Below are 15168 nucleotides of genomic sequence, written 5' to 3'. Positions count from 1 at the left end.
CCGTCTATGACCGCCCGATGACCGTCCCCCTGCCGCCGGCGCCGCCGCCAGGCGAACCGATCGAAGCACGCCTGCGCCGCGGCCTTGGAGCCCGGTCGATCGTGCTCGTCGGTCTGATGGGGGCGGGCAAGAGCACCGTCGGGCGCCGCCTCGCCGGCCGCCTCGGGCTGATGTTCAAGGACGCCGACCACGAGATCGAGGCGGCGGCCAAGCTCACCATCGCCGACATTTTCACGATCTACGGCGAGGCGAGCTTTCGCGAGGGCGAGGAGCGGGTCATCGCGCGTCTGCTGCGCGAGGGGCCGATGGTGCTGGCCACCGGCGGCGGCGCCTTCATGCGCGAAGCGACGCGGGCGCGGATCGCCGAGGGGGCCATCTCGGTCTGGCTCAAGGCCGACCTCGACGTGCTGATGCGTCGCGTGCGCAAACGCAACACGCGCCCCCTGCTCCAGACCGAGGATCCGGAGGCGACCATGCGCGCACTGATGGAGGTGCGCCATCCCGTCTATGCCCAAGCCGATGTCACGGTGCTGTCCCGCGAAGTGTCCCACGACCGCGTGGTGGAGGACGTGATGGAAGCTCTCGATATGCACATCAACCCGTCTCATACGACACAATCGCAACATTTGATATTCTCTATGCCTCAGCAACCCTCGCGTGTGAACGTTCCCCTGTCGGGTGGGCGCGAATACGACATTCGAATCGGCCGGGGCCTCATCGACGCGGTGGGCGCGGAGGCGCGGGATCTCGGCGCCCGGACCGCCGGCATCGTCACCGACGAGACGGTTGCCGGCCTCTACGGCGAGCGCGTGCGGGCAAGCCTCGAGGCCGCCGGCTTGCGCTGCGGAATCATCGCCGTGCCGCCGGGCGAGGCTTCGAAGAGCTACGCGGAATTCGCCCGCGTCTGCGACGGGCTCCTGGCCCAGAAGATCGAGCGCGGCGACCTCGTCGTGGCGCTCGGCGGCGGGGTGGTCGGCGATCTCGCGGGTTTCGCGGCGGCCTCCCTGCGGCGCGGTGTCCGCTTCCTCCAGGTTCCGACGACCTTGCTTGCCCAGGTTGATTCCTCGGTCGGCGGAAAGACCGGGATCAACTCGCCGCTCGGCAAGAATCTGATCGGCGCCTTCCACCAGCCCCGCCTCGTGCTGGCCGACACCGCCGCCCTCGACACGCTCTCCGAGCGCGAGATGCGGGCGGGTTACGCCGAGGTCGCCAAGTACGGCCTGATCGGGGATGCGGGCTTCTTCGAGTGGTGCGAGGCGAACTGGGCCGGCATCTTCTCCGGCGGGCCGGAGCGCGACGAGGCGGTGGCCGCCTGCTGCCGCGCCAAGGCCGGCGTCGTCACCCGCGACGAGCGAGAGGACGGCGAGCGGGCGCTGCTCAATCTCGGCCACACCTTCGGCCACGCCCTGGAACGGCTGACCGGCTACGACGCGGCCCGCCTCGTCCACGGCGAGGGCGTCGCGATCGGTCTGGCGCTCGCCTTCCGCTTCTCGGCCCGGCTCGGCCTCTGCCCCGGCCAGGATGCGGGGCGCGTGGCCAACCACCTCGCGCTCGCCGGACTGCCGACCCGCCTGCAACAGGTGCCGGGCGGGGCCGGTGACCCGGATGCCCTCCTCGACGCCATGGCCCAGGACAAGAAGGTCCGCGACGGGCAGCTCACCTTCATCCTCGCCCACGGCATCGGCCAGAGCTTCATTGCGCCGGGAATCGACGCGGGCGAAGTGCGGGCCTTCCTGGAGGAGGAGTTGCGGGGCTGAGCGAGCCCGGCGGGGTGCAAGGACCACGCTGCAAGGGAGGGTGAGAGCGGGTGCAGTCGCGTTCCGGCCCGAATGCGCCTATATGAGAGCCGTTCCAGCTTTCTAAGGTCTTGAGCCATGGCGACGGCGTCGTTCGACTCCGCCCCGGGCGCATCGCGCGCCCTCCCCGCAATCGAGAAGGCCCCCGAGGTCACGGCCCTCTCGACCCTGCCCGGCCGCAAGGCCTCCCTCGTCGGCCTGACCCGCGAAGGCCTGAAGCAGGCGATGCTCGGCATCGGCGTGCCCGAGCGCGAGACGCGGATGCGGGTGAGCCAGGTCTGGCACTGGCTCTACGTGCGCGGCGCACGCGAATTTTCCGAGATGACCAATGTCGGCAAGGGCCTGAAGGCGCAGCTTGCCGACCACTTCACTCTGGAGCGTCCGGAGGTCGTCACCGAGCAGGTCTCGCGCGACGGCACCCGCAAATGGCTCCTGCGCATGGCGCCCACCGGCGCGCACGACCACAACCGCGGCGCCGAGATCGAGTGCGTCTACATTCCCGGCGACGACCGCGGCACGCTCTGCGTCTCGTCCCAGGTGGGCTGCACCCTGACCTGCTCGTTCTGCCACACCGGCACGCAGCGCCTCGTGCGCAACCTCTCCACCGCGGAGATCGTCGCGCAGGTCGTCGTCGCCCGCGACGCGCTCGGCGACTTCACCGGCCAGATGCCGGGCAAGGATGGCGGCGAGCCCGGCCGGCTGGTCACCAACATCGTGTTCATGGGCATGGGCGAGCCTCTCTACAATCTCGACGCGGTGATCGATGCCATCGCGGTGATGTCGGACCAGGAAGGCCTCGCGCTCTCGCGGCGGCGCATCACGGTCTCGACCTCCGGCGTGGTGCCGCAGATCGAGCGGCTGGGGCTGGAAGCCAACGCCATGCTCGCGATCTCGCTGCACGCGGTGCGCGACGGCCTGCGCGACGAGCTGGTGCCGCTGAACCGCAAATACCCGATCGCGCAGTTGCTCGACGCCTGCCGGAACTATCCGGGGCTGAGCAACGCCCGGCGCATCACCTTCGAGTACGTGATGCTCAAGGGGGTCAACGATTCGGACGCCGACGCCCGCGCCCTGGTGCGGCTGCTCAAGGGCATCCCGGCCAAGATCAACCTGATCCCGTTCAACCCCTGGCCCGGTTCGAAATACGAGTGCTCGGATTGGGAGCGGATCGAACGCTTCTCCGAGATCGTCTTCACCGCCGGCTATGCCTCGCCGGTGCGCACCCCGCGCGGCCGCGACATCCTGGCGGCCTGCGGCCAGCTCAAGAGCGAGACGGAGAAGCTGCGCGCCCGCGCCCGGCTGATGCTCGAAGAGGGCATGGGCGCCGAGGCCGTCTACGCCGATCAGGTCGACTGATTCTTTTGTCCCCTCCCCGCTCGCGCGGGGAGGGGCTGTGATCGCTCAGGCCGCGATCGCCGCGGCCACCGGCTCGGCGGCGCGCACATCGGCATCGACGTGGCCCTCGAAGCGCTTGAAGTTCTCGCGGAACATCGTGACGAGGCGCGTGGCGGTGTCGGCAAACGCCGCCTTGTTGGTCCAGGTCTCGACCGGCGAGAGCACCTGCGTCTCGACGCCGGGCACCGCGACGGGCACCGCGAAGCCGAAATACGGGTCGCGCCGGAACTCGACCTGCGCCAGCGAGCCGTCGAGCGCCGCCGAGAGCAGCCGGCGGGTGACGCGGATCGGCATGCGCCGCCCGGTGCCGACTCCGCCCCCGGTCCAGCCGGTGTTGACGAGCCAGCAATCGACGCCGTGCTCGGCCATCAATTCGCGCAGCAGATTGCCGTAGACGCTCGGGTGACGCGGCATGAACGGCGCGCCGAAGCAGGTCGAGAAGGTCGCCTCCGGTGCGGTCAGGCCGCGCTCGGTGCCCGCTACCTTGGCGGTGTAGCCCGAGAGGAAGTGGTACATCGCCTCCGCGCCCGTGAGCTTGGCGATCGGCGGCATCACGCCGAAGGCGTCGCAGGTCAGCATCACGATGTTCTTCGGATGCCCGGCCCGGCCGGTGGCGCTGGCATTGGCGATGAAGTCGAGCGGATAGGCGCAGCGGGTGTTCTCGGTCAGCGTCGCATCGTCGAAATCCGGCACGCGGGTGAGCGGATCGATGACGACGTTCTCCATCACCGTGCCGAAGCGCTCGGTGGTGGCGTAGATCTCCGGCTCGGCGTTGCGCGAGAGCCGGATGGTCTTGGCGTAGCAGCCGCCCTCGAAGTTGAAGATGCCGTCGCGGCTCCAGCCATGCTCGTCGTCGCCGATCAGTTTTCGCGACGAGTCGTTCGACAGGGTCGTCTTGCCCGTCCCCGACAGGCCGAAGAACAGGGCCGAATCGCCGGTCTCGTCGAGCGCGGCATTGGCCGAGCAGTGCATCGGCATCACGCCCGTGCCCGGCAGCACGTAGTTGAGATAGGTGAAGACCGACTTCTTCATCTCGCCGGCATAGGCCGAGCCGCCGATCAGCACGATCTTCTGGCTGAAATCGATGGCGATGACGGTCTTGGAGCGGCAGCCGTGCCGGGCCGGATCGGCCTGGAAGCTCGGCAGGTCGATGATCGTCAGTTCCGGCACATAGGCGGCGAGATCAGCACGCTCGGGGCGGATCAGCAGGTTGCGGATGAACAGCGAGTGCCACGCGAGCTCGGTATAGACCCGCGCCCGCACCCGGTGGGCCGGATCGGCGCCGCCGAACAGATCCTGAGCGAACAGTTCCTTGCCGCGGGCATGCGCGCGAAAGTCGTCGAGCAGCGTCGCGAACTGGGCGGGCGTGATCGAGCCGTTGTTGTCCCACCAGATCTCGTTCTCGGTGCGCGCATCGCGCACCACGACCTTGTCCTTGGGCGAGCGGCCGGTGTGGCTGCCGGTGGTCGCCACCAGCGCGCCGCCACGGGCGAGTTGCGCCTCGTTCCGGCGCAGGGCCTCCTCGTAGAGGCGGGGCGCCTCCAGGTTCCAGTGGACGGCGGCGAGATCGGTCAGGCCGATTGCCTCCGGACCGTGGGCCGCGTTGAATTCACCAATGGTCTTCACGGAGTGTTCCTCCCTCACGGCCCCTGATCGCGCCGTCACGCCGGTCGATCCGGCTGTTTCGCGTTGTCGGTGGGGCGTCCGCACGGTCGCTCAGGGCCGCCGCACGCAGGTTCTCCGCCCCGTCCGTTCAATGGACCGGTCTCCGGCTTGGCCGTCAACTAATCCTTGGTATGGGCTCAAATAAAATTTGCACGCCGGCTCCCGATGCAACGGCCAAGCTGTCGGAATCCTGAACGGGCAAAATCCCGGCGGCAAAATCCCGGCTGAAGGCTTATGTGAGGGAAGGCGCCCGCCGCTCCTCCTCCGTCAAAGCCGTTTCGCACCCGCATGCCCCAAGCCGTCGCCGGCCCCGAGATCGAGCGCCTGATCCAGCTTCTCGGGCGCATGCCGGGGCTCGGGCCCCGCTCCGCCCGCCGGGCCGCGCTCCAGCTCATCAAGAAGCGCGAGACCCTGCTCGCGCCGCTGGCCGATGCGATGCGTGTCGCGGTCGAGCGTATCGTGGTGTGCCACTCCTGCGGCAACGTCGATACCAGCGACCCCTGCACGATCTGCCGGGACGAGACCCGCGACCCCACCACCCTCGTCGTGGTGGAGGACGTCTCCGACCTCTGGGCGCTGGAGCGGTCCGGCGCGGTCAAGGCGCGCTATCACGTGCTCGGCGGCGTGCTCTCGGCGCTCGATGGGGTGCGGCCCGAGCACCTCACCATCGCCCGTCTCGTGGAGCGGGCGGGCGAGCCGGGAGTGAAGGAGATCATCCTGGCGCTCAACGCCACCGTCGACGGCCAGACCACGGCTCACTACGTCACCGAGTCGATCAAGCATCTCGGGCTGACGGTCACCCGCCTCGCCCACGGCGTGCCGGTCGGCGGCGAGCTCGATTATCTCGACGAGGGCACCCTGACGGCGGCGATCCGCAGCCGCACGGCGTTCTGACCCGGCGGTCTGCGCAGGTGAAAACGAGGCTTTAATCTCTTGTTTTGGCATCATTTTTTCCGAAAGCCGGCAACCGCCTTTCGGGACGAGGCTCTAACTGCCCCTTAAGTCACGGCGGGATAAAAGCCCGGCATCGGCCGTCGCGTCGCGCGACGGTCTTGTCCATGAGTGCCTCACAGAACTCCCGATCTCTGACCGTTCTCTCGGGCGATGACGGTGCAGCGGGAGTTTCATGAGAGACACCAAGTCGGGTGATCCGTCATGCGAACGGCATCATTGCCAGCGGAGCAGAGCCGTCCCCGCCCGGCGACGCTCTACGAGCGGCTTGCGACACCCCTGGTGGTGCGCACCCTTCTCGCGGCTCTCGTGGTGGTGATCCTGGGCCGGACGGCGCGTTTCACCGGCCTTCTCGGCCCCGTGGATCTCTCGGATTTCGACATCCTCCACATCGCGGGCCGGATGGTGTGGCGGGGCGACATCGCGGATGCCTATCACCTTCCCGCCCTGTTGCGGGTCCAGCAGGAGCTCACGGGGCAGCAGGACTTCCTGCCCTGGGCCTATCCGCCGCCGTTCAACCTCGTGGTGGCGGCGCTCGCGACCCTGCCGGTCAGCCTCGCCTACCTGCTTTTCACCGGCACGACGCTCGCCGCGTTCCTGTTGGTGCTGCGCCGGATCGCCGGTCCGTTCTTCCCCGCCCTTCTGATCGCGCTGTTTCCGGTTCTCGTCATCACCGTGAGCTGCGGCCAGAACGGGTTCCTCACGGGCGCGCTGATCGGTCTGACCTGCCTCGGGCTGGTGCATGGGAGGGCGATGGCCGGCCTGCCGCTCGGCCTGATGGTGATCAAGCCGCATCTCGCCGTCGGCGTCGCGGTCTGCGCCCTGGCCATGCGGCGATGGGCGTGCCTGGCGGTGGCCGCGGTCACCGCGGGTCTCGCGGCGGCGCTTGCCACCCTCGTGCTCGGCCCCGCGATCTGGCCGGCCTTCCTGCGGGGCGCCGACGAGGCGTCGGCCAACCTGGCCGCGGGCCTCTATCCCCTGTTCCGGATGATCTCGGTCTACGCCTCGCTGCGCAGCCTCGATCTGCCGGCCGCGGTCGCCCTCGCGGTGCAGGCGGTGACGGCCGTCACAGCGCTCGGCTTCGTCCTGCTCGCGCTCCGGCGCGGCGTACCGCGGCGTCAGGTGATCGGCCTCGCCGTCGTGGCGGGCCTGCTCGTGAGCCCCTACGCCTACGATTACGATCTGTCGCTCTATGGCGTTGGTCTGGCCCTGCTGCTTCCGGATCTTCTCGATCGTGCGAGCCGCCTCGAGCAGGCTGCCCTGCTCGGTCTCGGCTGGGTGAGCGGCGGCTACGGCTTCGTCGCGGGGACGATCAACGAGCGCTTCGTCGCGGCCGGGGCGGAGCCCCCTGTGGCGCTGTCGCTGCCCGGTCCGTTTCTGCCGATCCTGCTCGCGTTGATGTGGCACGTCCTGCGGCGAGAGCGTGCTCCGGCCTCGGCCGCACGGGCCGGTTCGGTGCCGGCGTCCGCGGCGATGTGACGGAGATGCACCGGAGGGGTATTTGACCACCCCGGCGCTGCCGCCTATCTGCGGATGGTGAAACGCCTTTTCAGGCCCTTGCTCGCGCTCTCGCCCATCCCAGCCCGGAAACCATGACCGTCCGCCCCCTCGTGATCCTGCCCGACGCGCAGTTGCGCCTCACCTCCGAGCCGGTGGCGGCCGTCACCGACGAGATCCGGACGCTTGCCCGCGACATGATCGAGACGATGTACGACGCCCCCGGCGTCGGTCTCGCCGCGATCCAGATCGGGGTGGCCAAGCGGGTCGTCACCATCGATACCTCGAAGGACGAGAACGCCAAGAACCCGACCGTCTACCTCAACCCGGAGATCGTCTGGGTGTCCGAGGAGAAGCGGGTCTACGACGAGGGCTGCCTGTCGATCCCCGAATTCTACGGCGAGGTCGAGCGGCCGGACCGCGTCCGGGTGCGCTACATGAACCTCGACGGGCAGACCGTGGAGCAGGAGGCCGACGGCCTGCTCGCGACCTGCCTCCAGCACGAGATCGACCACCTCAACGGCGTCTTGTTCATCGATCACCTGTCGAAGCTGAAGCGTGACCGGGTGATGAAGAAGTTCACCAAGGCCGCCAAGCGCGACGCCGCCTGACGAAGGTCCGATGCGCATCGTCTTCATGGGAACGCCGGATTTCGCCGTTCCCACCCTGGATCGTCTCCACGCCGACGGGCACACGATCGCCGCCGTCTACACCCGCGCCCCGGCCAGAGCCGGCCGCGGCATGGCGCTCAAGCTCTCTCCGGTCCATGCCCGCGCCGAGGCTTTGGGCCTTCCCGTTCTGACGCCGACGACGCTGAAGAGCGAGGAGGCCGCCGAGACCTTCGCCGGGCATGAGGCGGATGTGGCGGTGGTCGTCGCCTACGGCATGCTGCTCCCGCAAAGGATTCTCGACCTTCCGCGCTTCGGCTGCCTCAACCTGCACGGCTCGCTGCTGCCGCGCTGGCGCGGGGCCGCGCCGATCCAGCGGGCGGTGATGGCGGGCGATGCCGAGAGCGGCGTCGGTGTGATGCGGATGGAGGCCGGGCTCGATACCGGGCCGGTGGCGATGGAAGCGCGCGTGCCGATCCCGGACGGCATGAATGCGGGCGAGTTGCACGATGCGCTGATGCCGCTCGGCGCCGACCTGATGGGGCGGGCGATCGCCGCTCTGGAGCGGGACGGCCTGACCTTCACGCCGCAGGCGGAGGAGGGTGTCGTCTACGCCCACAAGATCACCAACGAAGAGGCGCGGATCGATTGGTCGCGCCCGGCCGCCGAAGTCGCGCGCCACATCAACGGGCTGTCGCCTTTCCCCGGCGCCTATGTCGAGGCCGATCTCGGCAAGGGGGCAGACAAGGGGGCGGAGCGGGTGAAGGTGCTGCGGGCCGTCACCTCGGAAGGCTCCGGCGCGCCGGGCACGCTGCTCGATGCCGCCGGCACGGTGGCCTGCGGCACGGGCGCGGTGCGGCTCCTCGAACTGCGCCGGGCCGGCAAGGGCGGCACCGCCAGCGGGGAGGCGTTCTTGCGCGGCGCGCGGCTGGCGGCGGGGGCACGGCTCGGGTGAGCGCGCAAACCTGATGCCCCGCTACAAGCTCGTCATCGAGTACGACGGCGCGCCGTTCCGCGGCTGGCAGCGTCAGGCCGACGACCCGACCGTGCAGGCCGCCATCGAGACCGCCGTGACGCGCTTCTCCGGCGAGACGGTGCGGCTCACCTGCGCCGGCCGCACCGATGCGGGCGTGCACGCGATCCATCAGGTCGCCCATCTCGACCTTGCGAAGGATTGGCGCACCGACACCGTGCGCGACGCGCTGAACGCGCATCTGCGGCCGCAGCCGGTCTCCATCCTCTCTGCCGAGGTGGTGACAGATGAATTCGACGCGCGGCACTCGGCGATCCGGCGGCACTACCGCTACCGCATCCTCAACCGGCGCAGCCCCGCCGCGCTCACCCGCGCCCATGTCTGGCAGGTGCCCTGGCCGCTCGATGCCGGGCTGATGCATAGGGCCGCGCAACGGCTCCTCGGCCACCACGATTTCTCGGCGTTCCGCGCCGCCGAGTGCCAGGCAAAATCGCCGATGCGTACGCTGGAGCAGCTCGACGTGACGCGCGAGCGGATGGGCCTGTTCGAGGAGATCGTGATCGCGACCTCGGCGCGCTCGTTCCTGCATCATCAGGTGCGCGCCATGGCCGGCACGCTGATGCTCGCCGGCTGCAAACGCCTCTCCGCCGACGACGTGGCGGAAATCCTGGCGACGGGGGCCAAGCACCGCTGCGGGCCGCTGGCGCCGGCCTGCGGGCTGACGTTTGTGGGTGTCGATTACGACGAAAAGTAACGCTCCAACACCCGACCGTAGATTGCGGTGAGCCGGTCGAGATCCGCCACCGCCACCCGCTCGTCGGTCTCGTGCATGGTCCGCCCCACGAGGCCGAACTCGATCACCGGGCAGGCATCCTTGATGAAGCGGGCGTCCGAGGTGCCCCCCGTGGTGGAGAGCGCCGGGCGCCGGCCGGTCTCGGCCTCGATCGCATCCGCCACCCGATCGACGAAGGCGTCGGGCTGCGTCAGGAAAGCGGGGGAGTTCGAGGGCTGAAGGTCGAGGCTGAAGCGCACCGCGTTGCCGGCTGCCGCCTCCAGCCGCCGATGGATCTCGGCGCCGAGCGTGTCCGCCGTCCAATCGTCGTTGAAGCGCACGTTGAATACGGCCTTGGCCGAGGCCGGGATCACGTTGGTGGCCGGGTTGCCGACATCGATCGTCGTGAATTCGAGGTTCGAGGCATCGAAATGCGCCGTGCCGCCGTCGAGGGGATCGGCGATCAGCGCGGAGGCGAGGCGCAGCAGGCCGGGAATCGGGTTCTCGGCCCGGTGCGGATACGCGACGTGGCCCTGGCGCCCGTGCACGGTGATACGCCCGGTCAGCGAGCCGCGTCGGCCGATCTTGATCATCTCGCCGAGGGTGTCGGGGTTGGTCGGCTCGCCGAGCAGGCAATGGTCGAAGCGCTCGCCCCTCGCCTTCGCCCAGTCGAGCAGCTTCACGGTGCCGTTGACCGCAGGCCCCTCCTCGTCGCCGGTGACGAGAAAGGCGATGGAGCCGCCGAAATCCGGCCCGTGCCGATCGAGGAAGGCGAGCGTTGCGGCGAGCATGCAGGCGATGCCGCCCTTCATGTCCACCGCGCCGCGCCCGTAAAGGAAGCCGTCGGCGACGTCGCCCGAGAACGGCCCGTGGGTCCAGGAGCCGATTTCGCCCGGCGGCACCACGTCGGTATGGCCGGCAAAGACGAGGACCGGCCCTGCGGTGCCGATGCGGGCGTAGAGGTTTTGGATGTCCGGCGTGCTGGACTCGGAAAAAACCGGGCGCTCGACGGAGAATCCCGCCTCCGCGAGGCGATCCGCCAGGAAGGACAGGGCACCGCCCTCCTCCGGGGTGACGGAGGGGCAGCGGATCAGCGCCTGGGCGAGGGCAAGGGGGGAATGGTCGGACAAGGGCGGTCCCGTGGCTCGCTTCTCCCATCCTCACCCTTATCCTGAGATGCCCGCGCCAGCGGGCCTTGATAGATCCTCCAGTTCCCGCGTGCGATCCCTGGACGATCCCTCGAGGCCTCCGCTCCGGCACCTCAGGAAGAGGAGTTCGGGTGGGAAACAGTGACTCTTCGTTGTTGGGCCAGCCCTAGCACGCACCCGCCCTGCGCGCAGCAAGCCCCCGACCGCTTCCGCTCCCCGTCCAGGCGGCTTACATGGCCGGCATGGCTCTCAGCTCCGAAGAAGTCGAACGCTACGCCCGCCACCTCGTCCTGCGCGAGGTCGGCGGTCCGGGTCAGGCCCGGCTGAAGGCGGGGCGTGTGCTCGTCATCGGCGCGGGCGGGCTCGGCGCGCCGCTGATCCAGTATCTCGCCGCCGCCGGGATCGGCACGATCGGCATCGTCGATGACGATACCGTCTCGCTGTCGAACCTGCAGCGGCAGGTCATCCACGGCACCCCTGATATCGGCCGCCCGAAGGTCGAGAGCGCCGCGGAGAGCGTGGCCCGGCTCAATCCGCATGTGCGCGTCGAGACCCATGCCTGCCGCCTGACGCCCGAGAACGCCTCCGCCCTGCTCGCCGATTACGATCTCGTGGCCGACGGCTCCGATAATTTCGCCACCCGCTACGCCGTCTCGGATGCGTGCTTTGCCGGCAAAAAACCGCTGGTGACCGCGGCGCTCGGCGCCTTCGACGGTTCGCTCACCACGATCCGCGCGCACGAGACCGGGCCGACGGGCGAGCCGAACCCGACCTATCGCTGCCTGTTCCCGAGCCCGCCGCCGCCGGGCAGCGTCGCGCCCTGCACCGAAGCCGGCGTGCTCGGGGCGCTCGCCGGCGTGATGGGCTCGCTGATGGCGATGGAGGTGATCCGGGCACTCGCCGGTTTCGGCGAGCCCCTGGTCGGGCGCCTGCTGATGGTGGACGCCCGCTCGATGCGCTTCGAGACGCTGGCCTATGCCTGGGACCCGGACAACCCGCTGAACGGGATCAGGACAGGCCCGGCAGCCGCACCGGCGGGGCACCCGCCTCAGCCGCGTTGAGGCAGCACTTCTTGTACTTCTTGCCCGAGCCGCAGGGGCAGGGATCGTTGCGGCCGACATCCTTGAACGGGTTCTTGACCGGCTGGCCGTAGCTCTCCGCGGTCCAGCCGAGCGCCGCCACCGGATCGTCGAGATAGGTGTAGTGGCGGGCGTCGAAGGCGCTGAGGTCCGGCGGCTCGGAGCTCGCCTGCTTGAGCGCCTTGCGGAACCACGACAGGTCGCTGAATTCGTCGGTGATGCGGCCATCGCGCCGGGCCGCCTCCACCCGCGGGGCGAGCGCGGTCAGCCCGAGATAGGCGATCGTCTCCTCCCAGGCGGTCCAGGCCGGTCCCTGCTCCACCGCCGCGCGCGCCTCGTCGAAGCGCAGCAGCAGGGTCTCCGCCTCGCCGAGTGGAATCCGGCCCTGTCGCGTCAGGAAGCCGAGGGCGCTGAAGGCGGAGCCGCGCACGAAATCGTCGGCGGTGCTGTCGAGGAGCAGTCGGGCGAGTGCGCCGGTATCGCCGTCGAAGGTCGAGGCGATCACCGGCGACAGGCCTTCGGTGATGCTGTCGCCGAGAAGCCCCTCCACCGCCTCCCCGTCCTGATGCAGCAGCCGCATCAGCAGCGGGAAGACCCGCGTGTCGCGCGCCGCGGCCAGGGCGTGCAGCCCCCAGAACAGGAGGTTGGTCTCCTCGTCCGCGATCGCCTCGGCATCCTCCGCCGCCCGCTCCAACAGGGCGAGCACCGGCTCGGCGACGGCCTCGGGGTTCCGGGCAGCCCGCTTCAGCGCCTCGGCCGGGAGATGGTTCTCCTGCGTGAGAACCGCGACGAGTTCCGCATCCATGGCCGTCTCCCTCCGTTGGACTCGATCAAGAGCGCAGGGTCGCGCCGGTCTTCTTGCCCACCTCGGCGACGATCCTGGCGCTCACCGCCTCGATCTCCGCATCGGTCAGCGTGCGCTCGGAGGGTTGCAGCCGCACCGCGACCGCGACCGACTTCGAGCCCTCCGGAATGCCGGCGCCCTCGTAGAGGTCGAACACCTCGATCCCGGTGATCAGCTTGCGCTCGGCGCCCTGCGCCGCCTTCAGGATGTCGGCCGCGGGCACCTCGCGGGGGACGACGAAGGCGAAGTCGCGGGAGATCGCCTGAAGGTCGGGCAGCACCAGGGCGGGCTTGGCCTTGGTCGGCCGGTGGCGGGGCAGCGGCAGGGAATCGAGGGTGATTTCGAACGCCACCAGCGTGCCCTTGAGGTCCATCGCCTTCAGGAGCCGCGGGTGCAGCTCACCGAAATGGCCGACCACGTTCTTCGGGCCGAATTGCAGCGTGCCGGAGCGTCCGGGATGCAGCCAGTCGGGCCCGCCGGCCACGACCTGGAGCCCGCCGGTCGGCACGCCGAGCGCCGCGAGCAGCGCCAGCGCGTCGGCCTTGGCCTCGAACGCATCGACCGTCTCCGCCGCGCCGCTCCAGTGGCGCCCGGAGCCGGCGTGACGCGCCGTGCCGCGGCGCAAGCCGGTGGCGCGCAGGCTCTGGCCCTCCGGCTCGTCGCTGGCGAAGCACTGGCCGACCTCGAACAGGGCGGTGTCGGGGAAACCGCGGTCGGCGTTGCGCTGCGCGGCCCGCAACAGGCCGGGCACGAGGCTCGGGCGCATGTCGGAGAGGTCGGCGGCGATGGGGTTGGCGAGCGCCAGATCCGCTCCGCCGCCGCCGAACAGCCGGGCATCCTCATGCGCGACGAAGGAATAGGTCACCGCCTCCAGCATGCCACGGCCCGCCAGCGCCCGCTTGGCGAGGCGGCCGCGCCGCTGCAGCACGGTCAGCATCGGCGCGGTCGCCACCGTCTCGATCCGCGGCAGCGGCTTCGGCTCGATCCGGTCGAGGCCGGCGATGCGCACGATCTCCTCGACGAGGTCGGCCTTGCCCTCCACGTCCGGCCGCCAGGACGGCGGCAGCACCTTCACCCGGTCGCCCGAGCCGGAGATGTGGAAGCCGAGCGATTCCAGCGTCACCTTCATCTCGGCCCGCGACAGCTCGATGCCGGCCAGCCGCCGCACCTCGGTCCAGGGGAAATCGATGACGCGGTCGAGATCCGGGATCTCGCCGGCGATGCGCGCCTCGCTCGGGCTGCCGCCGCACAGGTCGATCACGAGGCGGGTGGCGAGGTCGAGCCCCGGCAGGGCGAAGGCCGGATCGACGCCGCGCTCGAAGCGGTAGCGCGCATCGGTGATGATGCCGAGGCGCCGGCCGGTGCGGGCGATGTTGCGCGGGTCCCAGAGCGCCGACTCGATCAGCACGTCGGTGGTGTTCTCGTCGCAGCCCGAGGCCTCGCCCCCCATGATGCCGGCGATCGACTCGACGCCGTTGCCGTCGGCGATCACCACCGCATCGGAATCGAGCCGGTAGGTCTTGCCGTCGAGCGCGACGAGGCTCTCGCCCTCCTCGGCCCGGCGCACGGTGAGGCCGCCCGCGACCTTGCGCGCGTCGAAGACGTGCAGCGGCCGGCCGCGGTCGAAGGTCATGTAGTTGGTGATGTCGACCAGCGCATTGATCGGGCGCAGGCCGATCGCCCGCAGGCGCTTCTGCATCCACTCGGGCGACGGACCGTTCTTCACGCCGCGCACGAGGCGGAGCGCGAAGAGCGGGCAGAGATTTTTGTCGTGCTCGTCGAACTGCAGCGTGACGGGGGTCGGGCAGGCCCCCTCGCCCCGCACCGGCGGCATCGGCTCGCGCTTGAGGGTGCCGAGGCCGGTGGCGGCGAGATCGCGGGCGATGCCGTGGATCGAGGTGCAGTCCGAGCGGTTCGGCGTCAGGTTGATCTCGATGACCGGATCGTCGAGCCCCGCCCAGAGAGCGTAGGGTGTGCCGACAGGTGCGTCGGCGGGCAGATCGAGGATGCCGTCATGGTCGTCGCCGAGGCCGAGTTCCGCGCCGGAGCAGAGCATGCCGCGGCTCTCGACCCCGCGGATCGTGCCGACCGAGAGGGTGATGGCCTTGCCCGGAACATAGGTGCCCGGAGGCGCGAAGACCGAGAGCATGCCGGCGCGCGCATTCGGTGCCCCGCACACGACCTGAAGCGGCTGGCCGTCCCCGGCATCGACCTGACACACCCGCAGGCGGTCGGCATTCGGGTGCTGCTCGGCCGAGATCACCCGCGCGATCACGTAGGGGCGAAGCGCGGCGGCCTTGTCCTCGATGCCCTCGACCTCGAGGCCGATCCGCGTCAGCGTCTCGGCGATCGCGTCGAGCGAGGCCTCGGTGTCGAGGTGGTCCTTGAGCCAGGAGAGGGTGAATTTCATTTCAGAACATCCTCGCGGCCGCTGACGCGG

The 15168-nt window shown here is 69.9% G+C and carries 12 protein-coding genes; 8 read left to right on the top strand and 4 right to left on the bottom strand.

Going from position 1 to position 15168, the window contains the following annotated elements; translation table 11 throughout:
- The first annotated feature begins 17 nt into the window (after positions 1–17).
- The gene (aroB, locus tag E4V01_RS03375; RefSeq protein ID WP_135297382.1) at positions 18–1757 is read left to right on the top strand and encodes a 3-dehydroquinate synthase; all 1740 of its coding nucleotides are present in this window, start codon (positions 18–20) and stop codon (positions 1755–1757) included.
- 117 nt (positions 1758–1874) lie between these two features.
- The gene (gene rlmN / locus E4V01_RS03370) at positions 1875–3152 is read left to right on the top strand and encodes a 23S rRNA (adenine(2503)-C(2))-methyltransferase RlmN (protein WP_135297381.1); all 1278 of its coding nucleotides are present in this window, start codon (positions 1875–1877) and stop codon (positions 3150–3152) included.
- 45 nt (positions 3153–3197) lie between these two features.
- Here the strand turns inward: rlmN and E4V01_RS03365 are convergent, their stop codons facing one another.
- Positions 3198–4817 carry a phosphoenolpyruvate carboxykinase gene (locus E4V01_RS03365; protein ID WP_060769291.1) on the bottom strand — a complete coding sequence of 540 codons (1620 nt, stop codon included), beginning with the start codon at positions 4815–4817 and terminating at the stop codon, positions 3198–3200.
- Between the two features lie 327 nt (positions 4818–5144).
- On the opposite strand from E4V01_RS03365, the gene recR reads away from it, so the two are divergent.
- From recR to truA, 5 genes are all read left to right on the top strand, one after another.
- Complete coding sequence (gene recR, locus E4V01_RS03360; protein ID WP_060769290.1) at positions 5145–5750, top strand: recombination mediator RecR; 606 nt, start codon at positions 5145–5147, stop codon at positions 5748–5750.
- A gap of 261 nt (positions 5751–6011) precedes the next feature.
- The gene (locus tag E4V01_RS03355) at positions 6012–7286 is read left to right on the top strand and encodes a glycosyltransferase family 87 protein (RefSeq protein ID WP_135297380.1); all 1275 of its coding nucleotides are present in this window, start codon (positions 6012–6014) and stop codon (positions 7284–7286) included.
- A gap of 113 nt (positions 7287–7399) precedes the next feature.
- Positions 7400–7915 carry a peptide deformylase gene (locus E4V01_RS03350; RefSeq protein ID WP_056204483.1) on the top strand — a complete coding sequence of 172 codons (516 nt, stop codon included), beginning with the start codon at positions 7400–7402 and terminating at the stop codon, positions 7913–7915.
- Positions 7916–7925: 10 nt separating this feature from the next.
- Complete coding sequence (gene fmt, locus E4V01_RS03345; protein WP_060769288.1) at positions 7926–8867, top strand: methionyl-tRNA formyltransferase; 942 nt, start codon at positions 7926–7928, stop codon at positions 8865–8867.
- A gap of 13 nt (positions 8868–8880) precedes the next feature.
- A complete protein-coding gene (gene truA, locus E4V01_RS03340; protein WP_060769287.1) occupies positions 8881–9639 on the top strand; it encodes a tRNA pseudouridine(38-40) synthase TruA in 759 nt (252 codons plus the stop codon).
- On the opposite strand, the gene dapE is transcribed toward truA, so the two are convergent.
- A complete protein-coding gene (dapE, locus tag E4V01_RS03335) occupies positions 9624–10787 on the bottom strand; it encodes a succinyl-diaminopimelate desuccinylase (protein WP_135297379.1) in 1164 nt (387 codons plus the stop codon). The two genes, truA and dapE, sit on opposite strands and share 16 nt — an antisense overlap.
- Positions 10788–11047: 260 nt before the next feature.
- On the opposite strand from dapE, the gene E4V01_RS03330 reads away from it, so the two are divergent.
- On the top strand, positions 11048–11866 hold the full coding sequence (locus E4V01_RS03330) for a molybdopterin-synthase adenylyltransferase MoeB (protein ID WP_135297378.1): 819 nt from the start codon (positions 11048–11050) through the stop codon (positions 11864–11866).
- On the opposite strand, the gene E4V01_RS03325 is transcribed toward E4V01_RS03330, so the two are convergent.
- The gene (locus E4V01_RS03325) at positions 11814–12689 is read right to left on the bottom strand and encodes a DUF1186 domain-containing protein (protein ID WP_135297377.1); all 876 of its coding nucleotides are present in this window, start codon (positions 12687–12689) and stop codon (positions 11814–11816) included. The genes E4V01_RS03330 and E4V01_RS03325 overlap by 53 nt on opposite strands.
- Positions 12690–12714: 25 nt before the next feature.
- Positions 12715–15138 (bottom strand): phenylalanine--tRNA ligase subunit beta, encoded by a 2424-nt coding sequence (pheT, locus tag E4V01_RS03320; protein WP_135297376.1) that lies wholly within the window; start codon positions 15136–15138, stop codon positions 12715–12717.
- Positions 15139–15168: the final 30 nt, after the last annotated feature.

Origin of the sequence: Methylorubrum sp. Q1, assembly GCF_004683995.1 — a bacterium.
Lineage (GTDB): Bacteria > Pseudomonadota > Alphaproteobacteria > Rhizobiales > Beijerinckiaceae > Methylobacterium.
Note: the sequence above shows the minus strand (reverse complement) of the source record. Positions and strands in the feature narration are given on the sequence as shown.